At 65.3% G+C, this 24079-nt stretch carries 20 protein-coding genes; 6 read left to right on the top strand and 14 right to left on the bottom strand.

All coding sequences use genetic code 11. From position 1 onward, the window contains the following. Window positions 1–18 precede the first annotated feature (18 nt). The 3 genes from FHR95_RS00230 to FHR95_RS00220 are packed head-to-tail and all read left to right on the top strand — an operon-like array spanning window position 19 to window position 2433. The gene (locus FHR95_RS00230) at window positions 19–570 is read left to right on the top strand and encodes a TRAP transporter small permease (protein WP_183312923.1); all 552 of its coding nucleotides are present in this window, start codon (window positions 19–21) and stop codon (window positions 568–570) included. Window positions 571–586: 16 nt separating this feature from the next. Continuing rightward, on the top strand, window positions 587–1882 hold the full coding sequence (locus FHR95_RS00225; RefSeq protein WP_040186886.1) for a TRAP transporter large permease: 1296 nt from the start codon (window positions 587–589) through the stop codon (window positions 1880–1882). A gap of 32 nt (window positions 1883–1914) precedes the next feature. Then, the gene (locus tag FHR95_RS00220) at window positions 1915–2433 is read left to right on the top strand and encodes a winged helix DNA-binding protein (RefSeq protein WP_425485248.1); all 519 of its coding nucleotides are present in this window, start codon (window positions 1915–1917) and stop codon (window positions 2431–2433) included. Window positions 2434–2459: 26 nt separating this feature from the next. On the opposite strand, the gene FHR95_RS00215 is transcribed toward FHR95_RS00220, so the two are convergent. The 8 genes from FHR95_RS00215 to osmF form a co-directional block, all read right to left on the bottom strand. Next, window positions 2460–4310, bottom strand: a complete 1851-nt coding sequence (locus FHR95_RS00215) for a protein kinase domain-containing protein (protein WP_183312922.1) — start codon at window positions 4308–4310, stop codon at window positions 2460–2462. 4 nt (window positions 4311–4314) lie between these two features. After that, window positions 4315–5901: a dihydrolipoyllysine-residue acetyltransferase gene (locus FHR95_RS00210; RefSeq protein WP_183312921.1), complete on the bottom strand. Its 1587-nt coding sequence runs from the start codon at window positions 5899–5901 to the stop codon at window positions 4315–4317. A gap of 29 nt (window positions 5902–5930) precedes the next feature. Further along, window positions 5931–6908: an alpha-ketoacid dehydrogenase subunit beta gene (locus FHR95_RS00205; protein ID WP_183312920.1), complete on the bottom strand. Its 978-nt coding sequence runs from the start codon at window positions 6906–6908 to the stop codon at window positions 5931–5933. Between the two features lies 1 nt (window position 6909). Next, window positions 6910–8124, bottom strand: a complete 1215-nt coding sequence (locus tag FHR95_RS00200; RefSeq protein WP_040186912.1) for a thiamine pyrophosphate-dependent dehydrogenase E1 component subunit alpha — start codon at window positions 8122–8124, stop codon at window positions 6910–6912. Window positions 8125–8290: 166 nt separating this feature from the next. Then, window positions 8291–9019: an ABC transporter permease gene (locus FHR95_RS00195; RefSeq protein WP_246378289.1), complete on the bottom strand. Its 729-nt coding sequence runs from the start codon at window positions 9017–9019 to the stop codon at window positions 8291–8293. Continuing rightward, entirely contained in the window at window positions 9012–9956 is a 945-nt protein-coding gene (locus FHR95_RS00190) for an ABC transporter ATP-binding protein (RefSeq protein ID WP_183312919.1), read from the bottom strand. Before FHR95_RS00190 ends, FHR95_RS00195 begins: the two co-directional genes overlap by 8 nt. After that, the gene (locus FHR95_RS00185; protein ID WP_246378287.1) at window positions 9953–11113 is read right to left on the bottom strand and encodes an ABC transporter permease; all 1161 of its coding nucleotides are present in this window, start codon (window positions 11111–11113) and stop codon (window positions 9953–9955) included. Before FHR95_RS00185 ends, FHR95_RS00190 begins: the two co-directional genes overlap by 4 nt. A 7-nt stretch (window positions 11114–11120) precedes the next feature. Next, window positions 11121–12047 carry a glycine betaine ABC transporter substrate-binding protein OsmF gene (gene osmF / locus FHR95_RS00180; protein WP_183312918.1) on the bottom strand — a complete coding sequence of 309 codons (927 nt, stop codon included), beginning with the start codon at window positions 12045–12047 and terminating at the stop codon, window positions 11121–11123. A gap of 90 nt (window positions 12048–12137) precedes the next feature. Between osmF and FHR95_RS00175 the strand changes: the two genes are divergently transcribed. Further along, window positions 12138–13166: a DUF1853 family protein gene (locus FHR95_RS00175; protein ID WP_183312917.1), complete on the top strand. Its 1029-nt coding sequence runs from the start codon at window positions 12138–12140 to the stop codon at window positions 13164–13166. Between the two features lie 62 nt (window positions 13167–13228). Here the strand turns inward: FHR95_RS00175 and cysS are convergent, their stop codons facing one another. Next, window positions 13229–14638 (bottom strand): cysteine--tRNA ligase, encoded by a 1410-nt coding sequence (gene cysS, locus FHR95_RS00170; protein WP_183313352.1) that lies wholly within the window; start codon window positions 14636–14638, stop codon window positions 13229–13231. A gap of 14 nt (window positions 14639–14652) precedes the next feature. Next, complete coding sequence (locus FHR95_RS00165) at window positions 14653–16350, bottom strand: glutamine--tRNA ligase/YqeY domain fusion protein (RefSeq protein WP_183312916.1); 1698 nt, start codon at window positions 16348–16350, stop codon at window positions 14653–14655. A gap of 129 nt (window positions 16351–16479) precedes the next feature. On the opposite strand from FHR95_RS00165, the gene FHR95_RS00160 reads away from it, so the two are divergent. Further along, a complete protein-coding gene (locus tag FHR95_RS00160) occupies window positions 16480–16986 on the top strand; it encodes a peptidylprolyl isomerase (protein ID WP_040186923.1) in 507 nt (168 codons plus the stop codon). Window positions 16987–17072: 86 nt separating this feature from the next. Beyond that, the gene (locus FHR95_RS00155) at window positions 17073–17834 is read left to right on the top strand and encodes a UDP-2,3-diacylglucosamine diphosphatase (RefSeq protein ID WP_183312915.1); all 762 of its coding nucleotides are present in this window, start codon (window positions 17073–17075) and stop codon (window positions 17832–17834) included. A gap of 52 nt (window positions 17835–17886) precedes the next feature. On the opposite strand, the gene FHR95_RS00150 is transcribed toward FHR95_RS00155, so the two are convergent. The 4 genes from FHR95_RS00150 to lon form a co-directional block, all read right to left on the bottom strand. Beyond that, complete coding sequence (locus FHR95_RS00150) at window positions 17887–18912, bottom strand: CobW family GTP-binding protein (protein ID WP_183312914.1); 1026 nt, start codon at window positions 18910–18912, stop codon at window positions 17887–17889. 145 nt (window positions 18913–19057) lie between these two features. Then, window positions 19058–20890, bottom strand: coding sequence for a SurA N-terminal domain-containing protein (locus tag FHR95_RS00145; RefSeq protein WP_183312913.1), 1833 nt, complete (start codon window positions 20888–20890; stop codon window positions 19058–19060). 181 nt (window positions 20891–21071) lie between these two features. After that, on the bottom strand, window positions 21072–21344 hold the full coding sequence (locus FHR95_RS00140; RefSeq protein ID WP_040186928.1) for an HU family DNA-binding protein: 273 nt from the start codon (window positions 21342–21344) through the stop codon (window positions 21072–21074). A 177-nt stretch (window positions 21345–21521) separates the two neighbouring features. Further along, window positions 21522–23930 carry an endopeptidase La gene (lon, locus tag FHR95_RS00135; RefSeq protein WP_183312912.1) on the bottom strand — a complete coding sequence of 803 codons (2409 nt, stop codon included), beginning with the start codon at window positions 23928–23930 and terminating at the stop codon, window positions 21522–21524. Between the last annotated feature and the right edge of the window lie 149 nt (window positions 23931–24079).

Here is a 24079-nt window from a genome sequence, read left to right as displayed (position 1 = left end):
CCACCTCTGGACGCTGCCATGACCTACCGCCTTCGACCGCTCTACAACCTGGGCGGCTACCTGGCCGCCCTCTGCCTCTGCCTGATCTGCGCACTGATCACCGCCCAGATCCTCGGACGCATCGTCGATCGCGTCGCCACCGGGATCGGCGGCGACCGCATCGGCCTGGCGATTCCCGGTCTCTCGGAAATCTCCGGCTTCCTGCTGGTGGGTGCCAGCTTCCTGGGGCTCGCCTATACCTTCGTCCACTGCGGCCATATCCGCGTGACGCTGCTGATCGGACGGCTTCCCGCCGCACCGCGCGCCTTCGTCGAACTCTTCTGCCTGAGCGTTGCCCTGGTCCTCAGTCTCTACCTCGGCTGGTACCTCTACTGGCTGCTGGACGACAGTATCGCCTTCAACGAGACCTCCTACGGCCTGCTGAGCATCCCGCTGTGGATCCCCCAGACGGCCATGCTCGCCGGGATCGTGCTGTTCTGCCTGGCACTGGCGGAGGCCTGGCTGACGACTCTGGTAACCGCCGTGACCCGGCCTTCCACCTTCACTATCGACGACAGCGGCCAGGAATGAGCCCGGGAGACGCACCATGCTCGTGATGATGACGGTCCTCTTCGTCACCCTCCTGCTGCTGCTGGGCAGCGGCGTCTGGGTGGCGTTCTCCCTGCTGGGGCTGGGCTGGCTGGGCCTCTCCCAGTTCACCTCGGTGCCCACTGGCGACGTGCTCGCCTCCAACGTCTGGGGAGAAAGCTACAGCTGGGAACTCACCGCCCTGCCGATGTTCATCTGGATGGGCGAGATACTGTTCCGCTCGCGGCTCGCCGATGACATGTTCACCGGCCTCTCGCCCTGGATGCAGCGCATCCCCGGGCGCCTGCTGCACACCAACGTGGTCGGCTGCGGGCTGTTTGCCGCCGTCTCCGGCTCCTCGGCGGCCACCTGCGCCACCATGGGCAAGATGACCATTCCCGAGCTCACCCGCCGCGGCTATGACGAGAAGCTGATCATCGGTACCCTGGCCGGCTCGGCGACGCTGGGCCTGCTGATCCCGCCCTCGATCATCCTGATTGTCTACGGCGTGGCCACCGACCAGTCGATCGCGCGGCTGTTCATGGCCGGCATCTTCCCGGGCCTGCTGCTGATCTCGCTGTTCGCCGGCTACCTGATGCTTTGGTCCTGGCGCTTTCCGGACAAGATTCCCCCCGCCGAGACCGGCCTGCCGCTGGGCGAGAAGCTGCGCCGGGCACGCCGGCTGATTCCCCTGCTGGCCTTGATCGTCGGGGTCATCGGTTCGATCTATGCCGGCCTGGCCTCGCCCACCGAGGCAGCGGCCGTGGGGGTGGTGCTATCGCTCCTGCTGGCCCGCTTCCAGGGCGCCATGGACGGTGTCGTGTTCCGCGACGCTCTGCTCGGGGCGGTACGCACCTCGACCATGATCGCCTTCATTCTCGCCGGCGCCTCCTTCCTCACTGCCGCCATGGGCTTCACCGGCCTGCCCCGCGAACTCGCCGCCTGGATCGGCACCCTGGGACTGTCGCCGGTGATGCTGCTCGCGGCGCTGACGCTCCTGTTCATCCTGCTGGGCTGCTTCCTGGACGGCATCTCGGTGGTGGTATTGACCACCTCAATCATGCTGCCCATGGTCGAGGCCGCCGGCATCGACCTGATCTGGTTCGGCATCTACCTGGTCATCGTGGTGGAAATGTCGCAGATCACCCCGCCGATTGGCTTCAACCTCTTCGTGCTGCAGGGCATGACCGGACGCAATATCCTCTCGATCGCCTGGGCGGCCATGCCGTTCTTCTTCCTGATGATGCTCGGCGTGGTGCTGATCAGCCTCTTTCCCGGCATCGTTACCTGGCTGCCACAGGCGATGGGCAACTAGTCATGACCACAGGCATGGAAAAGGAGCAGCATGTGACACCCACACGGACACCTCGCGGCCCCATCGTCTCCTCGGAACACCTGTCGCGCAGCAGCCAGGAGCTCTCGGAGTTCGAGTTCGGCCTGATCATCGCCGGGCATGCCTTCGACCGCTGGATGGTGCGCTGCATGACGGCCAGCGGCTATCCGGAGCTCGGCGCCCTGGACGTCCTGGTGCTGCACAGCGTCAATCATCGCGAGCGCGCCAAGCGCCAGGCAGACATCTGCCTGGTGCTCAACGTCGAGGATACTCATACGGTGACCTATGCGCTGAAGAAGCTGGGCCGCCTGGGGCTGGTGGCCGGCGAGAAACAGGGCAAGGAAACCTTCTTCCGCACCACCGAATCCGGGCGGGAGGCTTGCAGTCGCTACGCCGAGATCCGCGAGGCCTGCCTGGTCGACTCGCTCTCTTCCATGGGCATCGAACGCGAGGAGATAAGCCGCCTGGCGGGACTGTTGCGCGCCATGTCCGGACTCTATGACCAGGCAGCGCGCTCTGCCGCCTCGCTGTAACGGGTCACCAGGGCAATACCCCGGCGTTACTCGCGGGCCGCTTGCTCGAGCACAGCCCTGGGGTCGCGAGGATAGAAGCGCTCCGGCTGGCGCTCGATATGCGCAAAGAAGCGGGTGTCCTTGTAGGGCATCTTCATGAAGCCCGACACCCCAAGCCCCTCGATCAGCCCCACCGCGTTGAGAATGTCATCCAGGCGGCCCCGGAACTCAGCCTCTCGAGAGGGATCGAGCAGCCGGTAGTGGCTGTGGATCTTGAGGTGATGGGGCAGCGCCTCGAAAATGATCATCCCGGTGTGGTGGATCTCGTTGAGGGCTTCCAGCGAGGCGATGATCGCCTCGGGCAGCACCAGGAACTCCTCGGGGTCGGGTCCATCCTCGAAGTAGCTGTGCAGACGCGAGCGGTCCTCGAGCTCGGGCACGGCGCTGAGCTCATAGTGCAGGCGCATGTCGGGCAGGACCTCGAAGGGCTGATCGGGACTCTCGCGGTCGAGATGCAGCGTATCGCGGGCATTGAACAGGCAGCTCTTGAAGATGCCTTGACGGTGAATCGCCCGTGCCAGGGTCACCATGTTGTTGACCGCGGCAATGAAGGCCGAGCGGCGAGCCGGGTCGTGCAGGTTGAGCGAGGTATCGATATAGACCCCCTCGGCCTCCCAGCGCACGGCCAGCCCACCGACCACCGGATACTTGCCGAGCCGGCTCACCGCCGCCAGGAAAGCCTTCTCGGTCTCGCCCATGTTCTGCATGAAGTTCTTGTAGTAGCGATCGAGCTGAACGTCGTTGACGTCATTGAGAGTCTCGCGTCCGCCCTCCTCACGCAGGAAAGACTTGCGCGAGCTGTAGACCACGGTATCGATCTCGCCAGCGGCCGGCCGGCTCCAGACCGGCACCAGCGGGGCTTCCTGGGGCGCGGGCAGGTCGAGCATCACCAGGCGGCCCAGCCGCGGCATCTCGCGAATGAAGTGGTCGCCGGCCCGCAGGCGGGTTCGTAGGTCGGGAGCAAGCATGCCGTCGAGCATGCGCGCGAATTCCATCGGCAGTCCCAAGGAGGTCGCGGGAATGGCGCGGTGGCCAAAGCGACAGGATTGGGCCGAGGCCAGGGCATAGAGGGTGGCCGCTGCGCCCTGCTCGTCGAAGCGCGGCGACGACAGCGCACCGTTGAGCTGCTCCTCACCGATGAAATAGACATCCCCCAGCCGCGCGTTGGTCTGCTGAAGGTTGTCCGACATCAGCTCCATGACATTGGTCGACACGAACTGCAGGCTGGCATCGAGCTGGGCGAACACCGAGGAGCCCCAGTCAATCAGCGCGATGGTTTCGGAGCCTTCGTCGAAGACCAAGTTGGAGGGCTTGATGTCGCCATGGACGACCGGCTTGCCGGCCGGCCCGCTCTCGCGGCGCAGGGTGCGCAGGATATCCGCCAGCTGGTCGGCGATGCGCACCACCAGGCGCGGCGACAACCGCCCCTCATGCAGCGAGACCTCTTCCATGTTGAACCCCGGTGCGCGCTGCATCACCAGAATCGACTGGCTGCGCACCCGCTGGAAGGCGATCAGCTTGGGCACACGAGGGTGGTCGACCTGCTCCAGCATGAAGGCTTCCTCCTCCAGGCGGTCCTGGAGGTGCTGGGGCAGGTTGACGCGCGTGAACTTGAAGACGTACTGCTCGCGTGGGCTGGAAACGCCAGCGGTGAGCCCGGCGAAGACGAAGCCATAGGCGCCCTTGCCGATCAGTTCGATGTTCCGGTAACCCAACTGTTCCAGCTGCTCCTGGCACAGCGCCACCCACGACCTGAGCTTGCGAGCGTCGTCATGGCTGAGCAGATAGACCGACTGCTCTTCCGGAATGTAGAACTGCTGCAGGGACGCCTGGGTCATCGCATCACCCTAGATGCAGAAGCATGGTCTCGGGCGCCTCCAGATAGCCCTTCCAGGTGTTGCAGAAGCGGGCAATGGTGCCGCCGTCGATCAGGCGGTGGTCCCCCGCCCAGGTGACGGTCATGATCGCCCGCTTCACCACCTCATCGTTGCTGTCGAAGCGCGGCAGCCACTGGGTCTTGCCAATGGCGACGATGGCCACTTCCGGGGCATTGATGATCGGGGCGGCATAGGTCCCACCCAGCGCGCCGATGTTGGAGATGCTGATGGTGCCGCCCTTCAGGTCGGCCGATGCCACCCTGCCCTCGCGGGCCTCTTGGGTCAGCCGCTGGATCTCGCCGGCGATCTCCAGCAGGGTCAGCCCCTCCACCCCCTTGACGTTGGGGACCATCAGGCCCGCCTTGCCATCGACCGCCATGCCGATATTGCAGGACGGCAGGTAGTGGATCTCGTTGCCGGCCTCGTTGAGACGGCTGTTGAGGATCGGGAAGTCGCGGATCGCCAGCGCCATGGCCTTCATGAAGAACGGCATCAGCGTCAGGCGCGCCTCAAAGGCCTGGGCCTCGGGCTTGAGGCGCTCACGCAGCGCCAGCAGGTCGGTGACATCGAGTTCCTCGCCATACTGGAAATGCGGGATCGTCGAGGACGAGGCCACCATCTGACGCGCCATGGCGGCACGCACCCCGCGCAGCGGTTCGACGCGCACCTCCGCCTCGCCGGTTGACGCCCGAGCCGAGGGTGCCGCCTCCTGCGTGGGTGCCTGCGCGGCACTCGGGCCACCGCCTTCGAGGAAGGCCTGGACGTCTTCCTTCAGCACGCGCCCCTGCTTGCCGGAACCCGGCACCTGCTCGAGGCGCAGACCATGCTCGCGCAGCAGCCGACGCACCGCGGGGCTCGCCGGAATCCGCCCATGCGGGCCAAGACCCGACGTCCGTTCAGCCGGTGCCGACGGCGCCGCGGCCGGGTGCGGTGTCGCCTCGGTCGAAGCCGGCGGCGCCGCGGCCGCGTCGCTGGCCTCCTCGTCGGCATGCGCCGGCGCATAGGCAAACAGCGGCGCATGGACCTTGGCGATCTCGCCCTTGGCCACGTGCAGTCGGGTGACGCGCCCCGCTTCGGGGGCGGTAATCTCGACCATTGCCTTGTCGGTCATCACATCCACGACCGGCTGGTCTTCCTCGATGTCGTCGCCCTCGGCGATGCGCCACTCCACCACTTCGCACTCGACGATGCCCTCGCCGATGTCCGGCAGGATAAAGTCCTTGCTGGCGACGCTCTTGGCCGGTGCCGTCGATGCCGCCGCGGGGCTTTCGGCCGGGGCGTCATCGGCAGGCTGCGACGGAGAGGCCGCGGTGTCGCCCTCGGCCTCATAGGCAAACAGCGGCTCATGCACCTTGGCGATCTCGCCCTTGGGCACGTGCAAGCGGGTCACACGTCCCGCCTCGGGGGCGGTAATCTCGACCAGCGCCTTGTCGGTCATCACCTCGACGACCGGCTGGTCCTCTTCGATGACGTCACCTTCGGCAACGCGCCACTCCACCACCTCACACTCCACGATACCTTCGCCGATATCGGGCAGCTTGAAATCTGTCATCTTGTCTCTCCTGTCCTGAAGCCGGGTCGTCAGAAATTCACACTGGCGCGAATGGCCTCGACGATCTTCAGGTGATCCGGCAGGTACTCCTTCTCCAGCGTCAGCGGGAAAGGCGTATCCAGGCCGGTCACCCGGGCAATGGGTGATTCCAGGTACAGGAAGCAGCGCTCCTGGATGGCCGTGGCGATCTCGCCGGCAAAGCCTCCGGTGCGCGGCGCCTCGTGGGTGACCACCAGCCGCCCGGTCTTGAGCACCGACTCGGCCACGGTGTCGACGTCCCACGGCAGCAGGCTGCGCAGGTCGATCACCTCGCAGGAGATGCCGTCCTTCTCGGCCAGTTCCACGGCGCGCTCGATCACCTCCATCTGCGCTCCCCAGCCCACCAGGGTGATGTCGGTCCCCTCCTTGGTCACCTCGGCCTCGCCGATGGGCAGCTGGTAATCCTCCTCCGGCACCTCGCCGACGGAGGCCCGGTAGAGTCGCTTGGGCTCGAAGAAGATCACCGGGTCGGGGTCGCGGATAGAGGCCAGCAGCAGCCCCTTGGCCTGGTAGGGGTCGCGGGGCACCACAATCTTGAGACCCGGCGTATGCGCGAAATAGGCCTCGGGCGACTGGGAGTGGTAAAGACCGCCGGAGATACCGCCACCGAAGGGCGCACGGATGGTCAAGCCACCGACGTTGAAGAGATCGCCGGAGCGGTAGCGAAACTTGGCTGTCTCGTTGACGATCTGGTCGAAGGCCGGAAAGATGTAATCGGCGAACTGGATCTCGGCGACCGGCACCGAGCCCTGGGCAGCCAGGCCATTGGCGAAGCCGATGATGCCCTGCTCCACCAGCGGCGTGTTGAAACAGCGCGCGCGGCCGAACTTCTCCTGCAGGTGACTGGTGGCACGGAAGACGCCGCCGAAGCTGCCCACGTCCTCGCCGAAGCAGAGCACCTTGTCATCCTCGCCCATGGCCGTATCCAAGGCGTTGTTGATGGCCTGCAGCATGTTCATGGTCGGCATGTCACTCCCCTCCCTTGGCAGCGGCGTCGTCCCCGGCACGCACGTCCGGATCGAGGGAGCGCGCTCCCTTCGGGTAGGCCTCCGGATACTGACGAATGTGGCGCTTCAGCGCATCGAGCTGGCGTTGCAGCTCCGGCGTGACGTCGGCGTAGACATCGGTCACCAGGCTGTCGAGCGGCGGCGGCGGGCGCTTCTCGGCGCGCTTCATGGTCTCCAGCACCTCGCGGCGCAGGCTCTCCTGAAGGGCCTTCTCCTCGTCTTCGCTCCACCAGCCCAGGTCGATCAGCCAGCGCTGCATGCGCAGGATGGGGTCCTTCTCGCGCCAGGCCTCCTCCTCCTTCTTCGAGCGATAGCCGGAAGGGTCGTCCGAGGAGGAGTGCGCGGCCAGGCGATAGCTCATGGCCTCGATCAGCACCGGCTGATTATGCTCAACGGCAATCCGGCGCGCCTCCCGGGTGGCGGCGTAGACCGCCAGGATGTCGTTGCCATCGACGCGTATCACGTGCATGCGATAGCCGAAGGCCCGGGGCGCCACGCCATCCGCGGCAAACTGCTCGATGGACGGGGTGGAGATCGCATAGCCGTTGTTGCGGCAGAAGAAGATCACCGGCACCTCGTGCACCGCCGCCATGTTCAGCGCCGCATGGAAGTCGCCCTCGGAGGCCGCCCCCTCGCCGAAGAAGACCGTGGTGCACTGCCCGTCACCGGCCAGTTTCTGGCCATAGGCGTAGCCGGTGGCCTGGGGAATCTGCGTACCCAGCGGCGACGAGATGGTCATGTAGTGCAGCTTGCGCGACCCGTAGTGGATCGGCATCTGGCGGCCCTTGCCATAGTCCAGCTCGTTGCCGAACAGCTGGTTCATGAACTCGTCGAAGGTGAAGCCGCGATAGACCAGCGCGCCCTGCTCGCGATACTGCGCCATGATCATGTCGGCATCATCCAGCGCGGCCGTGGCGCCGACCACGGCGGCTTCCTCGCCGGTACACTGCATGTAGAAGGAGAGTCGTCCCTGCCGCTGGGCGGCCAGCATCCGCTCATCGAGCACGCGCGTGGCCACCATGGCGCGATAGATCGCCAGGGCCTTGTCATGCTCGAGGTCGGGTGCCTTGGCGCCCTCATGGAGGGAGCCATCCTGCTTGAGCAGGCGGAAGGTGGGGATGCTGAACTCGTCACCGGCCAGGAAGGTCGGCTCGTGGATATCCGGTGTTGTTGTCATCGTCGTGATCCTGTGCCCCTTTTGAGGGCAGTGTTGTCTTTAATGTTCCGGTTCGCCAGGGGGTCGCCCCGAGACCGGTCAACGCAACAGGCTTGACGTTAACGTAAACTGGCTGGATTGGGTAGCCCCGAAAGGTCGGAAATCGGCATCATCGTGGAATGACCGATCAGCGCGCGCCTGACATCGGCAGACGACTGAACAGGCTGTCGACACTGATGGCCAGCAGGCCGATCAGCAGTGCCCCCTGGACCACATAGGCGGTGTTGCCATTGACGATTCCCGAGATGATCGGATCGCCCAGGTTGCTCGCCCCCACGGTAGCGCCAATGGCCGCCGTGGCAATGTTGATGGTCACCGAGGTACGAATCCCGGCAAGGATCACCGGCGCGGCCAGCGGCAGCTCCACCTGGCGCAGTATCTGGCCGCGACTCATGCCCATGCCGCGCGCCGCCTCCATCACACCTGCCTCGATACCCGCCAGGCCGGCCAGGGTGTTGCGCACGATCGGCAAGAGGCCATAGAGCAGCAGCGCCACGATGATCGGCAGAGTTCCAAAGCCCAGCACCGGCACCGCCAGCGCCAGCACCGCCACCGGCGGGAAGGTCTGGCCAATGGAGGCCAGCTGGCTGACCAACGGCAGAAAATCACGCCCCCAAGGGCGCGTCGCAGCGATGGCGGCGCCCACGCCGATCAGGATGGCCAAGGCGGCGGCCACGCTGACCACCAGCAGGTGACGGCCCAACAGGGTTAGGAAATCGGCACGCGCATAGATCACCTGGCGGCTGTCGGACTCGAGCCAGCGGAACAGCCCTTCCAGTTGCCCCATGCCCAGGGTGGCGGCCAGCAGCAGCGCCAGCCAGACCATTGGCACCAGCCAGCGACGCGGATCAGTCATCGCTACGCTCTCCCACCAGCCGGCGCAGCGAGAGTTCGCCGACCGGCATGTCGGCATCGTCGACCACGGTCAGGCGTTCGGCATGGCGCCACAGCATCAGCGATAGCGCCTCGCGCAGGCTAGCATGCTGGCCGATCCGCTCACGCGCCAGCAGCCGGGGGCTCAGCGGGCGCATCCGCTGGCTGACGGGCAGCAGCGCCGCCTCCTTCAGGCCGCGATCCTCGCCGCCGAGCAGCGACTCGACGAAGTCGTCGGCCGGTTCGCGCAGCAGCTCGAGGGGCCGCCCCTGCTGCACGATGCGCCCCTGATGCATTACCACCAGATGATCGGCCAGCCGCAACGCCTCGTCCATGTCGTGGGTGACGAAGACGATGGTCTTGTGCAGTCGAGCCTGCAGCTCGCGCAGCTCGTCCTGAAGGCTTTCCCGGGTGATGGGATCCAGCGCGCCGAAGGGCTCGTCCATCAGCAGGATATCCGGGTCGGCCGCCAGGGCCCGGGCGACGCCCACGCGCTGGGCCTGGCCGCCGGAGAGCTGATGGGGGTACTTGCCGGCGAATTGCTCCATGCTAAGCCCCAGCAGTTCCATCAGCTCCTCGACGCGCGCCTGGACTTGCGCAGCCGGCCACTTGAGCAACCGCGGCACCAGGCCGATATTGCGGGCCACCGTCCAGTGGGGAAAGAGTCCCGTGCTCTGGATCGCATAGCCCATGCGACGACGCAGCGCCTCCTCGCGGAAACGGCGGATCTGCTGGCCATCGATATGGATCTCGCCTTCACTGTGCTCGATCAGCCGGTTGATCATGCGCAGCGTGGTCGACTTGCCGCAGCCCGAGGTCCCCACCAGCACGCAGAGCTCACCCTCGGCAATGCTTAGCGAGATATCGTTCACTGCGGCGGCGGCGCCGAAGCGCTTGGAGACGTGGATCAGATCGATCATTCGGCCCCTCCCGGGCGCAGGATATCGGTCAGGGCGCCCAGCAGGGCATCCACCAGCAGCGCCAGCACCAGAATCGGCAGCGCGCCCAGCAGCACCAGGTCCATGGCGGCCTGCCCCAGCCCCTGAAAGATGAAGGTACCCAGGCCGCCGGCGCCGATCAGCGCGGCCACGGCGGTCAGCCCGATGGCCTGGACCGTGGTGATACGCACGCCTTCGAGAATCACCGGCAGCGCCAGCGGCAGGCGCACCTGACGAAACACCTGACCACGGCTCATGCCCATGCCGCGCGCCGCATCGACGACGCCGGGATCGACGGCTTCCAGGGCGACAAAGGTGTTGCGCACCATGGGCAGCAGGCTGTAGCCCACCAGGGCGAGCAGCGCCGGCGCCCAGCCGATACCGCTAACGCCGAGCGCGGACAGCCAGTCGACGTTCGCCGACAGCCAGGCAAGCGGCGCCAGCAACAGGCCGAAGAGCGCGATGCTGGGAATCGTCTGCAGGAAATTGAGCACACCGAACCCGACCTTCTGCACGCCGGGCCAACGCCGCATGGCCAGTGCCAGGCCCACGCCCAGCGCCAGGCTGGTGCCCACGGCCACCCCGACCAGCAGCAGATGCTCGCCGACGGCACCGAGAAACTGGTCGCTGCGGCTGCGATATTCCTGCCATAGCGCCAGCGGCTCTAGCCAGCGCGCCAGACAGAACCCGGCACTGGCCACGGGCGGCAGCAGCAAGCCCCAGCCGAGCAGTCTGCCCAGCACCAGCCGAGTGCGCAGCTCGATCAATGCCAGCAGCAGCAGGAAGAGCACCACCCAGATGCCGGCACCGATGCCCAGGCGAGCCCCGGGGATGTCTACCAGGGTCTCGGCCGACAGCGCCAGCCATGCCGGCAGCGCCGAGAGCATCAGCACCACCAGCGCCAGGGCCAGCACGAGCCGGGGGCGAGTAGGCCGCCAGGCAATCCCCACCAGGGCCAGCCATGGCAGGCAGGTCGCCAGCGCACCGCCCCACCCGAGGATCTCGTCGATGCGATAGCCGGTACCGGGCACGATGCGGTTGGCCGCCAGGCTGACCGTATCAAGGCCCAGCCAGACAACCAGCGCCAGCAGCGACAGGCTCAGCAGGACGACGTTGGTACCCGGCGTTTGCGAGCGCAAGATCGCCTCAGTCGCCCAGGCTGTCGAGGAAGTCGGCAGCGACCGCCGCAGGCGCACGCCCGTTTACCGCCACGTCGCCATTGAGACGCTGCAGGGTCTCGAGATCCAGCGACTGGAAGACCGGTTCGAGCAGGGTCTCGATCTCGGGATAGCGCTCGAGCACAGGCTCACGCACGACCGGGGCGGGTTGGTAGACCGGCTGCACGCCCAGGGTGTCATCCATGACCACCAGATCCAGGGCCTGCAGCCCCCCGTCGGTGCCGTAGGTCATGGCCGCATTGACGCCGCTGGTCTGCTGGGCCGCGGCGCGCATGGTGGCCGCCGTGTTGCCCCCGGAGAGCACCAGCAGCTGGTCGTCGGAGAGCTCGAAGCCGTAGGCATCCTGGAACGCCGGCAGCGCCTGGGGCGATTCGACGAATTCGGCGCTGGCGGCAAGCTTGAACTGCCCCTCGTCGTCGAGATAGTCCGCCAGATCCTCGAGGCTTGCCAGGTCGTGCTCACGCGCCAGTTCGCCGCGCACGCTGATCGCCCAGGTGTTGTTGGCCTCCGCCGGGGTCAGCCAAACCAGGTCGTTGATCTCGCGATCCTTTTCGCGCACCGTCTCGAGTGCCTTGTCGGCATCGTTCCATACCGGGCTATCGGCCATGTCGAAGAAGAAGGCGCCGTTACCGGTATACTCGGGATAGAGGTCGATCTCACCGGCAATCAGCGCCTCGCGCACGATGCTGGTGCCACCCAGCTGGAGGCGATCCTCGACCTCGATGCCGCCCTGTTCCAGACGCTGCAGGATCAGCTGGCCGAGCACCGAACCTTCCGTGTCGATCTTGGAAGAGACCACCACGGGATCCTGCGCCTGGGCCGAGAGCGCGATAAGGGTACCGGCGGCCAGCGCCACGCCGCGAGACACTGGGCGGGAAATCAGCGTACGGATCATGATCTTCACCTGGTTCATTGAGAATGTGACCGCAGTATAAGGCCTGTACAGCTTCTCTGTCAGACTCTCCGTCAACGTCTGGACAATGCCATGGTTCTATCCGCCGAGGAATGCCTCGCCCGATGTCATCATCCGCTGGTTCGCGACCTAGCGTGGCTGCTGTTGGCGTCCGACCTGATCGTGATGCCCTGCCCCGGGCGACCGTCGCTTGGCGAACTCGGCCTCGGCGACGACGACCGCCTGGCGGCCTGGCTGAAGACGCTAGAGATGGCACCCGAGAGGCTTGAGGCCTTTCTGGCACCCGCCCTGACGGGGCGCATGGGCCTTTACCACGAACGGCTCTGGCAATTCCTGCTCGACACGGCACCCAATACCCGGCTTCTGGCCCATAACCTGCGCATCCATCAGGGCAAGCGCACCCTGGGAGAGCTGGATCTGCTCTACTGCCGACGCGACGACCCGCGCCCGGTTCACCTGGAGGTCGCCATCAAGTTCTACCTGGGCCTGCCCCAGGGACCGGGCGGGCCGGATAGCCAGGCCCGCTGGATCGGCCCGGGCGGCGCCGACAGCCTGGCCGTCAAGCGCGAGCACCTGCACCGTCATCAGCTGCGACTCACCGCCTCTCCCGAGGCCCGCGAGACTCTGGCGCCCTGGTGGTCGCCGCCCTCTTCCGTGCAGGAAGGGTCGGTTTTCGAACAAGAAGGGGCGATGCCCTCCATGACGGTGCGTCTGGCGATACCCGGTGTGCTCTTTCACCCCTGGCACGCACCACTGCCACCCCCGTGTGAGGCCGCGACCGATTACCGGCGAGGCCAATGGGTGACCGCCGGCGACTGGCCTCGGCTGCGCGACGGCCTTCACCCTGGCACCCTCGGCGCCCGGCTGAACAAGCCGCATTGGCTTGCCCCGCCCCGCCGCGAGGCGCTGCTGTCCCTGCGCGACCTTGACGCCCAGCTGGTTCAACACCTCTATGTATCGGACGCCCCCGTCCAGTTGGCGCTGTGGCAGGAGGAGAAAGGCTGGCAACGCCTGTTCGTGGTGGCCGACGATTGGCCGCGGAAGATTCCCTTGCCACCCTATCAACGGCCACGGCCCTGCTATCACGTCCACGTTCCCTGATACGCGAACGCCCGGCCCGCTGTAAGGCAGACCGGGCGCACGCTTGGCGTTGTGCGGAGGTGTCAGCCCTCAGGCTTCTCGAAGACCCAGGTCGTGCCCTCGCGGGAATCCTTGAGAATGATCCCCAGGGCAGCGAGCTCGTCGCGGATGGCGTCGGCGGTAGCGAAGTCCTTGGCCTGCTTGGCCGTGGCACGCTCGCTGATTCTGCCCTCGATCTCCGCCTCGGAGAGAGGTAGCGCGGCGCCGCTGCCCTGCAGGAAGCTCGCCGGGGCCTGCTCGAGCAGTCCCAGCGCGCCGCCGAGCCGGCGAAGCTCGTGCGCCAGGGCCAGCGCCTTATCGGGGGCCTCCTGCTTGGTCCGATTGAGTTCGCGCGCCAGGTCGAAGAGCACCGACAGCGCCTCGGGGGTATTGAAGTCGTCGTCCATGGCGGCCGTGAAGCGCGCATCGAAACTCGAATCCACGCCGGTGATGGGACCCTCGACCGTCTCGTCGAGCACCAGGCCTTCCAGCGCCGTGTAGAAGCGCTCCAGCGACTTGCGCGCCTCGGCCAGCGAATCCGGGGCGTAGTTGATCGGGCTACGGTAGTGGCTGGCCACCAGCAGATAGCGGACCACCTCCGCATCGTGGTGCTCGAGCACCTCACGGATGGTGAAGAAGTTGCCCAGCGACTTGGACATCTTCTCATGATTCACCCGCACCGCCCCGGCATGCATCCAGGTATTGACGTAGGCGTGGCCGGTGGCTGCCTCGCTCTGGGCGATCTCGTTCTCGTGGTGGGGAAACAGCAGATCCGGGCCGCCGCCATGAATGTCAAAGGTCTCGCCCAGGCAGCAGGTGGACATGGCGGAGCATTCGATATGCCAGCCCGGCCGCCCCTCGCCCCACGGCGAGGGCCAGCTCGCCTCCCCGGGCTTGGCGGCCTTCCACAGCACGAAGTCCAGCGGATCCTCCTTGTGCTCGTCTACCTCGATGCGGGCGCCAGCGCGCATCTCGTCGGGGTCACGATTGCTCAAGCGCCCGTAGCGCTCGAAGCGCCGCACCCGATAGTAGACATCACCGTTATCGGCGGCATAGGCAAAGTTCTTGTCGATCAAGGTCTGGATCATCGCCAGGATGTCGTCGATATGCTGGGTGGCGCGAGGTTCACGGTCCGGCGGCAACACGGAAAGCCGCGCCTGATCCTCGTGCATGGCATCGATCATGCGCTCGGTGAGCGCGTTGATGCTCTCGCCATTCTCCTCGGCGCGCCGCAGGATCTTGTCGTCGATGTCGGTGACGTTGCGCACGTAGGTCACATCAAAGCCGCGGGCCCGCAGGTAGCGGGTGATGACGTCGAAGGCCACCATCACACGGGCGTGACCCAGGTGGCAGAAGTCGTAGACGGTCATGCCGCACACGTACATGCGCACCTTGCCCGGCTCGATGGGCGTGAAGGGCTCCTTGCGGCGAGTCAACGTGTTGTAGATCTGCAGTTCTGCGCTCACGTTCACCCCTTCTTCTTGTCTTGATCTTTCTTCTGCATTCGAGCCCAGCTGTCCTTGAGTCCTACAGTGCGGTTAAACACCAGTTGACCGTCGCGACAGGCGTGGCGGTCGGCGCAGAAGTAGCCCACCCGCTCGAACTGGAAGCGGCTCTCCGGCTCGCTCTCGGCCAGGCTCGGCTCGCCGATGGCTCGGACGGTGACCAGCGACTCGGGATTGAGATGCTCGAGGAAGTCGGCGTCCCTGTCCTTGTCGGGCTGCTCCTCGAGGAAGAGGTTGTCGTAGAGCCGCACCTCCATGGGGATGCCGCGCTCGGCGCTGACCCAGTGGATAACGCCCTTAACCTTGCGCCCCTCCGGGTTCTTGCCCAGGGTGTCGAAGTCCACCGAGCAGCGTAGTTCGCTGAGCTCGCCGGCATCGTCCTTGATCACCTCGTCACAGCGAATCACGTAGCTGTTGCGAAGACGCACTTCCTTGCCCGGCGCCAGGCGGAAGAACTTCTTGGGGGGGTTCTCCATGAAGTCGTCATGATCGATATAGAGCTCGCGAGTGAACGGCACCTTGCGCACCGCCATGTCCTCGCGCGCCGGATGGCCGGCCACCTCGTAGACCTCCTCGAAATCCTCCGGCACGTTGGTCAGCACGACCTTCAATGGCTTGAGCACGGCCATCGCGCGCGGGGCGTTGTCCTCGAGGTCAGAGCGGATGGCGTGGTAGAGCATGGCGATATCCACCAGGCCGCCATCGGCGCGGGTAACACCGATCATCTCGCAGAACTTGCGAATCGAGGCCGGCGTGTAGCCGCGGCGGCGCATGCCGGAGATGGTCGGCAGGCGCGGGTCGTCCCAGCCGTCGACGATGCCCTGGTCCACCAGCAGCTTGAGCTTGCGCTTGGAGGTCAGCGTGTAGTTGAGGTTGAGCCGCGCGAACTCGATCTGACGCGGCTTCGCCGGCACCGGCAGGTTGTCCAGAAACCACTCGTAGAGCGGGCGGTGATCCTCGAACTCCAGGGTACAGATCGAGTGCGTCACGCCCTCGAGAGCATCCGACTGGCCGTGGGTGAAGTCGTAGGAGGGATAGATCTTCCATTTGTCGCCGGTCTGGTGGTGACTGGCGTGACGGATACGGTAGAGGATCGGGTCGCGCAGGTTGATGTTCGGCGCGGCCATGTCGATCTTCGCTCGCAACACCTTCTCGCCCTCGGCGAACTCGCCGGTGCGCATGCGCTCCAGCAGGTCGAGGTTCTCTTCGGCGCTGCGCTCGCGATAGGGGCTCGGCTTGCCTGCCTCGGTCAGGGTGCCGCGATATTCGCGGATCTCGTCCGGCGAGAGGTCATCGACGTACGCCTTGCCCTCGCGAACCAGGTGCTGTGCCCATTGATAGAGCGTGTCGAAATAGTCCGAGGCGAAGCGCACCGGACCGGCCCATTCGAAGCCCAGCCAGTGAACGTCCGCCTTGATGGCGTCGATGTAGGCCTGCTCCTCCTTGGCCGGATTGGTATCGTCAAAGCGCAGATGACAATCGCCACCGAAATGCTCGGCGAGCCCGAAATTCAGGCAGATCGACTTGGCGTGGCCGATATGCAGAAAGCCGTTGGGCTCCGGCGGAAAGCGGGTGACGATCTTCCCGGTACGGCCGCCTTCGATCTCCTCGCGGATCTGGTTGCGGATGAAATTCGGCGCGCTGGTGGTGTCGGTGGACATGTCGGAAAAAACGACCTCTGGTTGAAGTTGCGGGCGCTCACTTCGCGCATCGAAGCAAAACACGTATTATAGCGCCACAGCCATGTACAACGCCAAGGCCACTCCCCTTTACCGCACAGGAACTTACCGATGATCGTACTGCAGACCAATTTCGGCGACATCACCGTCGAGCTCGACCACGAGAAGGCACCCAAGACCGCTGCCAACTTCGAGCAGTACGTCCGCGACGGCTTCTATGACGGCACCCTCTTTCACCGCGTGATCCCCGGCTTTATGGTCCAGGGCGGCGGCTTCGACACCGACTTCAACCAGAAGCCGACGCGCGACCCGATCGAGAACGAGGCCGACAGCGGCCTGAAGAACACCACCGGCACGCTGGCCATGGCGCGCACCCAGGACCCGCACTCCGCCACCGCCCAGTTCTTCATCAACGTCGCCGATAACGACTTCCTCAACCACACCGGCAAGACCATCCAGGGCTGGGGGTACTGCGCCTTCGGCACCGTGGTCGAGGGCATGGACGTGGTCGAGAAAATCAAGGCGGTACCCACCACGCGTCGCGGCATGCACGCCGACGTGCCCGCCGAGGACGTGGTCATCCAGAAGGCCTACGTGAAGGACGAGCCCGAGGCCTGAGCCCCGTCGCGTCTCGCCTCACGCCCGCCGCGCGTCTTTGGACCCGGGTGGGCGTGCTTCATTTCACCGTCTGTTCAGAGCTCCCCATGACCGCCCTGCTGATATCCGACCTGCACCTCCATCCCGGCGCCCCCGGGGTCAGCGAGGGATTCCTGCACTGGCTGGACGAACGCGCCCGGGGCAGTGATGCCCTATATATTCTCGGCGACTTCTTCGAGGCCTGGGTCGGCGACGACCTGCTTGACCTGGGGGAGCAGGATCCCACCGGCAACGCCACCCTGGCATCACGAATTGCTGCCGCCCTGAAGCGGCTGGCCGATGGCGGCACCGCCATCTACCTGATGCACGGCAACCGCGACTTCCTGCTGGGAGAGCGCTTCGCCCATGACGCCGGCGCCGCCCTGCTGCCCGACCCCAGCGTGGTAGCGCTCGGCAGTGAGCGCGTGCTGCTGATGCACGGCGACAGCCTCTGCACTCACGACGAGGCCTACCAGGCCTTTCGTGCCCAGGCACGCAATCCGCTTTGGCAGGAGCAGGTGCTGTCGATGCCGATTCAGGAGCGCATCGCCCTGGCCCGGCAGCTGCGCGAGCAGTCCGGTGAGGCCAACTCCAACAAGGCCGAGGACATCATGGACGTAACCCTGGACGAAGTGGTGAAGGTGATGGCCGAGCACGGCGTCACGACGCTGATTCATGGCCATACCCACCGCCCTGCGGTGCATGACCTTGAGGTCGACGGTCAGCCTGCGAAGCGCTATGTGCTGGGCGATTGGCAACCCGGCAAGGGCTGGGAGATCGTCATCGAGGAGGGTGGCGAGCCCCAGCTGCAGGCGTTCTCGCTCTCCTGAATCGCGCGGCAAGTCGAGACGTCGAACCGAACGCTCCGACACGCCTGGCATCTCAGCGATGTGCCAGGCAACCCGCCAACTTGCCTTCCAGTACCTCGGGGTCCGGCAAGCTGCCCGCCTCGCCAATCAGCTCCAGTCGTGAGTCCCGGCGCCAGGACGTGTCAGTCAGACTGACCGCGCCATCGGCGCGGTTATAGAGCTTCCAGCCATCAGCCGTATGCAGCACGCCCTTGACGCGCAGCGCCGCAGGCAAGCTGCCCAGCAGCGGCGTGACCCGGTCCAGGTCGAAGACCTCGCCGGCATGCCAGCGCCACCCCAGGGTGGCATGGCCCAAGGAGGCGCCCTCCTCTCGCAGCGGCTTGCCGGGTTCCGGCTCACGGAACGGCACCTCATCCAGCACCAGGATCGCCTGCTCCAGGCGAGCCGCCTGGTGAGCGGACGAGGCAATCCCGTTCGATCTCGTATGCTGTCGGCTATCCAGCAGCAGGGAGAGCGGCAGTTCCCCGTGGGGCGCCTCGGCGATCCAGCGCTTGGCCGGCCAGAAGGCGTCGAGCCATGAACGCGCCGCCTCGAGCTGACCGCCGCTGGACAGGTCGGTCATGGTCATGGCCACCCCATCGGCCATGGCCAGCTGATCGAGGAAGGTGTCGTGATCCCGGGCACGCGGATCGTCCAGGCGACGCGGATCCAGCAGCGCAATGATGTCGCGGACCTCCAGCACACCGCTGAACCCCTCGCCGCGCAGCACATCCAGCAGCCCGGCCGAATGACCCAGCCCCGAGGGCTCGATGATCAAGCGGTCCGGACGGTAGCGATGCAGCAGGTTGACCAGCGACGCCTGCAGCACGAAGGCCAGCTGGCAGCACAGACAGCCCCCGGGTAGCCCCTTGATCACCAGATCATCGCGCTCGGCAAACATCGCCTGATCGATCCCCACGCGACCGAACTCGTTGATCACCACCGCCCAGCGCTCACCGTCGGGCTTCTGCTCGATCAGACGGCGAATCAGGGTGCTCTTGCCGCTCCCCAGAAAACCGGTGATCAGATGGACGGGCACGTTGGTAAGGGGCTCGGGCATGGGGTCGCTCCGGTAGGCGTGCGGAAAACGTTACAAGATAACATAAAGGATCGAGGGTCGAGGAACCAGGCCAGCAACGAAAAAGGAGCAAGCCAAGGGGTTTCCTTGTCGCTTGCTCCTTGAGCCTTGCCGCTGGCCGATGGCCCTATCGGCGAATCTCGGCCTGATCGCGCAGATGGTCGATCAGCCCCTGAATCGCCGCCTGGGCCCGCAGCCGTTCAGCCATGTTGGCCACGAAGGCTTCGATCTGCTCGTTGGGTTCGCCGGCCTGCACGTTGTCCAGGGCGATCAACATCACCCGATCACCGACCGCGGCATGGCCATAGACGGGTGAATCGCCCTCCGGGTGCGGCAGACGGAAGGCGGACTGGATCAAGGCCTCCGGGAGGTTCGTGCCGCCCTGGCGACTGATGGCCTCGGCCTGCTGCCAATCGATTTCCAGGGATTCCCCGGCGCGCAGGCGCTCGACGCGCTCTGCCGCCAGCTCGACCAACGCCTCGCGGGTCTTCTCACGGCGAACCGCCGCCTCGACTTCGTCACGTACCTCTTCCAGGGGCAGCGTGGTCGCCTCGCGATGCTCGGCCACTCGCAGCACCAGGCGGCGATCCTCGTCGAGCTCGATCACCTCGCTGTTGTAGCCCTCTTCCAGTACATCGTCACTGAAGGCCTGCTCCATCACGCCCGGCTCGGACAGCACACCATCGCCACCGCCGCGACCGACCCAATCACTCTGCTGAAGCTCCAGGTCCAGGTCCTCGGCGACACTTGCCAAGTCCTCGGCGGCGAAACTGTCATCGATCAGCTGCTGGGCCTTTTCGTTGAAGGCATCCGTAACCCGCTCACGCGCCAGCTCGCGGCGCAGTTGGTCGCGGCTCTCCTCGAACGCGGGGCGATCCAGCTCGGTCACCTTGATCAGGTGCAGGCCGTTGTCGGTCTCGACAATCCCGGACACCTCGCCCTCACCCAGCGAGAACGCCGCCGTTTCGAAGGCTTCACCGAAGAAGCCGCGCGAGATCACGCCCAGGTCGCCACCGTCGTCGCTGGTGGAAGTGTCGTCGGACACCTCGCCGGCCAGCTTGGCGAACGCCTCGCCTTCGTCGAGGCGCTCCTGTACCTGCTCGAGGATAGCCTCGGCCTCTTCGCGGCTGCGCCCGTCACCCCCTTGACTATCACCATAGGTGACCATGATGTGCGATACCCGGCGGTCGGCCTCGGCGGCGCCGGTCTCCCAGGCTTCACGCAGCGCCTCTTCACTGATCTCGGCCTGCTCGGCCATCTGCTGACGATCGAGAACCACGTAGTTCAGCCTGACCTGTTCGGGGCGGCGATAGTCTGCCTGATGAGCGTCGTAGTAGGCCTCCAGCGCCTCCTGACCCACCTCCGGCGGTGATGACAGGTCCGACGCTACCAGAGCATGGTAGCGGAAGCTGCGACGCTGGCGCTGAAGGGTAGCGAGTCGTTCCTGCTCCTCGTCCAGGGTGAAGTCGCTCACCGCCAGACCCTGCTGAAGCTGCTGGTGCTTCACGTCGACGCTGAGCTGCTGTCGAAACGTCAGCGGCGTGAAACCGGCGCTGGCGAGACGGTTGCGAAACAGGTCGCGATCGAAACGGCCATTGGCGTCCTGGAATTCCGGCAGGTTGACGATCAGCTGGTCCAGCTGCGCCTCGGAGACATGCAGACCACCTTCCTCGGCGTACTGAGTGAGCAGGCGATTGGTGATCAGCATGTCGAGCATCTCTGCCCGCAGGGCGCGCTCCTGGTCAGGGGGCACCTGACCGCTGCGGATCGCTCGCTGGACTTCCATTTCCAGCTGCTGGCGAGTAATGGCCTCGCCATTGACCTCGGCGACGGTGTCGGGATTGTTGCCCAGCAGCCCGACCAGCGATTCCACGCCGAAGAGCGCCATGGTCACGACCACGGCACCGATGATGATCTTCGCGCCCCAGCTCTTGGAGCGATCACGAATACTTTGCAGCATGCAGGCCTCTGCGGATCAATGAGTCAAGTCGCGCCACATTATACGCATCACCGCGTCTCACGCGACGCCGGCGGCGGTACAAGGTGGCCAAGAAAACGCAAACCGAAAAAAACAGGCGCATCGCCTGAGCGATGCGCCTGTTGTGGAGCCAACCGTCAATGGTGCGGCAGGCGCCCTCGACTCAGTTGACGGAATCCTTGAGCGCCTTGCCGGCCTTGAAGCTCGGCACCTTGGCAGCGCTGATCTCGATCGGCTGGCCGGTCTGCGGGTTACGGCCAGTGCGGGCCGCCCGCTCCTTGACCTGGAAAGTCCCGAAGCCCACCAGGGATACGCTGTCACCTTTCTTGAGGCTGTCGGTTACGGTGTCGACCATGGCATCCAGTGCGCGGGAAGCAGCCGCCTTAGGAATATCGGCAGACGCGGCAATGGCTTCGATCAGCTCGGATTTGTTCACACTTCACCCCTTGACGTTTTCGAAAATTGGCTCTAATCGGCGAGACATTCGGCTGACTGACGCGATCACAGCATGGCGATAGTTTATAGCAATGCGGTGAAAGATCTGTCAAGCAATCTTCCTTGCCAAACCCCGCCATACCGGGGTTTCAGCCCCAGTATGGCGAGAAAATTGTTGTTAGTGCGTACTGACCATCGACGCTGAAGTGGTAGAATCTTCCGCTCGGGAATCTTCCTTGTTTGGCGCTGGCTTGTCTGCCAGCGCCGACTCCAGAACCTCGTCGATCCAGCGTACGGGCCGAATGTCGAGGGCCTCCTTGATATTGTCCGGAACCTCCTTGAGGTCGCGGCGATTCTCCTCCGGTATAAGCACCGTCTTTATACCACCGCGCCTGGCGGCCAGCAATTTCTCCTTCAGCCCACCAATCGGCAGTACCTCGCCGCGCAGGTTGACCTCACCGGTCATGGCCACATCGCAGCGCACCGGCCGTTCCGTATAGGCCGATACCATGGCCGTGACCATGGCGATGCCCGCACTGGGACCGTCCTTGGGCGTAGCGCCCTCGGGCACGTGGATATGCAGGTCCTCCTTCTCGAAGCGCTCAGGGTCGATGCCCATCGCCAGCGCCCGGGCACGCACCACCGTCTGCGCCGCGCTCACCGACTCCTTCATAACGTCGCCGAGCGAGCCGGTCTTGTCCAGGCGCCCCTTGCCGGGGGTGACCACCGACTCGATGTTGAGCAGCTCACCCCCCACCGACGTCCAGGCAAGACCGGTCACGCGTCCCACCTGGTCCTCTTGGTCGGCCAGGCCGTAGCTGTAGCGGCGCACCCCGGCATAGGCCTCGATATCAGCCGCGGAGAGCAGCATCGACGCCTGGGCACCCTCCTGGCTCTCCTTCTCGAGGCGCTCGCGCAGCACCTTGCGGCACACCTTGGCGATCTGGCGCTCCAGCTCGCGCACCCCGGCCTCGCGGCTGTAGTAGCGGATCAGCTCGAGCAGGGCGTCATCGGAGAACGACAGCTCGTCCGCCTTGAAGCCGTTGGCCTTGAGCTGCTTGGGCACCAGGTAACGACGTCCGATGGCCAGTTTCTCGTCCTCGGTGTAACCGGGCAGGCGGATCACCTCCATGCGATCCAGCAGCGGGCCCGGGATGTTCATCGAGTTGGCCGTGCAGATGAACAGCGTCTCTGACAGATCGTAGTCCAGCTCCAGGTAGTGGTCACTGAAGGTGTCGTTCTGCTCCGGATCCAGCACCTCGAGCAGCGCCGAGGAGGGATCGCCGCGATGGTCCATGCCCACCTTGTCGACCTCGTCGAGCAGGAACAGCGGGTTCTTGACCCCGGCCTTGGCCATGCGCTGAACCATCTTGCCGGGCAGCGAACCGATATAGGTACGGCGATGCCCGCGGATCTCGGACTCGTCGCGCACCCCGCCGAGCGCCAGGCGCACGTACTTGCGGTTGGTGGCCCGGGCGATGGACTGACCGAGCGAGGTCTTGCCCACCCCGGGCGGGCCCACCAGGCACAGCACCGGGCCCTTGAGCTTCTTGACTCGCTTGTGCACCGCCAGGTACTCGAGAATGCGTGCCTTGACTTCCTCAAGGCCGTAGTGATCCTCGTCGAGCACCTTTTGGGCGTGAACCAGGTCATGCTTGATGCGGGTGCGCTTCTTCCACGGCACCGCTACCAGCCAGTCGAGGTAGGAGCGAACCACCGTGGCCTCGGCAGAGTTCGGCGACATCATCTTCAGCTTGCCCAGCTCCTGGAGCGCCTTCTCGCGCGCCTCCTTGGGCATGCCGGACTCCTCGATGGCCTGCTCGTACTTCTCGGCCTCGTTAGGCACGTTCTCGAGCTCGCCCATCTCCTTCTGGATGGCCTTCATCTGCTCGTTGAGATAGTACTCGCGCTGCGACTTCTCCATCTGCTCCTTGACCCGCGAGCGGATGCGCTTTTCTACCTGCAGCAGGTCGATCTCGGATTCGATCAGCGCCATCAGGTGCTCGATGCGATCGCGCACCCGGTCCATTTCCAGCAGCTGCTGCTTGTCGTCGATCTTCAACGACAGGTGGGCACAGATGGTGTCCACCAGCCGGCTGGGGTCCTCGATGCCAGAGAGCGAATTGAGCACCTCATTGGGCACTTTCTTCGACATCTTCACATACTGCTCGAACTGGTTGAGCAGTACCCGCACCAGCGCTTCCTGCTCGCGCTCACTCAGTGGCTGGCTCTCGCGCAGGCTCACCTCGGCGCGGCTGTAGCCGCCATCGACGGCGACGATCTCGCGGATATCGGCACGCGATTCGCCCTCGATCAGCACCTTGACGGTGCCATCGGGCAGCTTGAGCAGCTGCATGATCTCGGCCACGGTGCCGATGGAGAACATGTCCTCGTTATCGGGATCGTCCTTGCTGGCCTCACGCTGAGCCAGCAGCAGGACCCGCTTGTCGGCCTCCATGGCCGCCTCGAGCGCCTGGATCGACTTCTCGCGGCCGACGAACAACGGGATGACCATCTGCGGATAGACGACCACGTCCCGCAGTGGCAAAAGGGGCAGACTCAGGGTCTGTTCAGCGTTCTGCTGCATCGCAGACGTTCCTCACGAAATCGGATGGATACCCGGAAAGTGGGGGCGTGCAGGCGGCATTGCAAGGCAACGCGAGCCGGCGCATAAAAAGAAGGGGAGCGGATCCATCGCCCGAGATGCCGGCTGGGCACCTCGCGGATGAAGCCGCT

The sequence above is a fragment of the Halomonas fontilapidosi genome, from assembly GCF_014192285.1.
GTDB lineage: Bacteria > Pseudomonadota > Gammaproteobacteria > Pseudomonadales > Halomonadaceae > Halomonas > Halomonas fontilapidosi.
The sequence above is the reverse complement of the archived record's forward strand: the minus strand, read 5'-3'. Positions and strand labels throughout refer to the sequence as shown.

Excerpts from the sequence above, each read along its gene's own strand:
- FHR95_RS00230 (WP_183312923.1), top strand. The coding sequence starts at position 19 with ATGACCTACCGCCTTCGACCGCTCTACAACCTGGGCGGCTACCTGGCC.
- FHR95_RS00225 (WP_040186886.1), top strand. The coding sequence starts at position 587 with ATGCTCGTGATGATGACGGTCCTCTTCGTCACCCTCCTGCTGCTGCTG.
- FHR95_RS00215 (WP_183312922.1), bottom strand. The coding sequence starts at position 4,310 with ATGACCCAGGCGTCCCTGCAGCAGTTCTACATTCCGGAAGAGCAGTCG.
- FHR95_RS00210 (WP_183312921.1), bottom strand. The coding sequence starts at position 5,901 with ATGACAGATTTCAAGCTGCCCGATATCGGCGAAGGTATCGTGGAGTGT.
- FHR95_RS00205 (WP_183312920.1), bottom strand. The coding sequence starts at position 6,908 with ATGCCGACCATGAACATGCTGCAGGCCATCAACAACGCCTTGGATACG.
- FHR95_RS00200 (WP_040186912.1), bottom strand. The coding sequence starts at position 8,124 with ATGACAACAACACCGGATATCCACGAGCCGACCTTCCTGGCCGGTGAC.
- FHR95_RS00195 (WP_246378289.1), bottom strand. The coding sequence starts at position 9,019 with ATGACTGATCCGCGTCGCTGGCTGGTGCCAATGGTCTGGCTGGCGCTG.
- FHR95_RS00190 (WP_183312919.1), bottom strand. The coding sequence starts at position 9,956 with ATGATCGATCTGATCCACGTCTCCAAGCGCTTCGGCGCCGCCGCCGCA.
- osmF (WP_183312918.1), bottom strand. The coding sequence starts at position 12,047 with ATGATCCGTACGCTGATTTCCCGCCCAGTGTCTCGCGGCGTGGCGCTG.
- FHR95_RS00175 (WP_183312917.1), top strand. The coding sequence starts at position 12,138 with ATGGTTCTATCCGCCGAGGAATGCCTCGCCCGATGTCATCATCCGCTG.
- FHR95_RS00165 (WP_183312916.1), bottom strand. The coding sequence starts at position 16,350 with ATGTCCACCGACACCACCAGCGCGCCGAATTTCATCCGCAACCAGATC.
- FHR95_RS00160 (WP_040186923.1), top strand. The coding sequence starts at position 16,480 with ATGATCGTACTGCAGACCAATTTCGGCGACATCACCGTCGAGCTCGAC.
- FHR95_RS00155 (WP_183312915.1), top strand. The coding sequence starts at position 17,073 with ATGACCGCCCTGCTGATATCCGACCTGCACCTCCATCCCGGCGCCCCC.
- FHR95_RS00150 (WP_183312914.1), bottom strand. The coding sequence starts at position 18,912 with ATGCCCGAGCCCCTTACCAACGTGCCCGTCCATCTGATCACCGGTTTT.
- FHR95_RS00145 (WP_183312913.1), bottom strand. The coding sequence starts at position 20,890 with ATGCTGCAAAGTATTCGTGATCGCTCCAAGAGCTGGGGCGCGAAGATC.
- lon (WP_183312912.1), bottom strand. The coding sequence starts at position 23,930 with ATGCAGCAGAACGCTGAACAGACCCTGAGTCTGCCCCTTTTGCCACTG.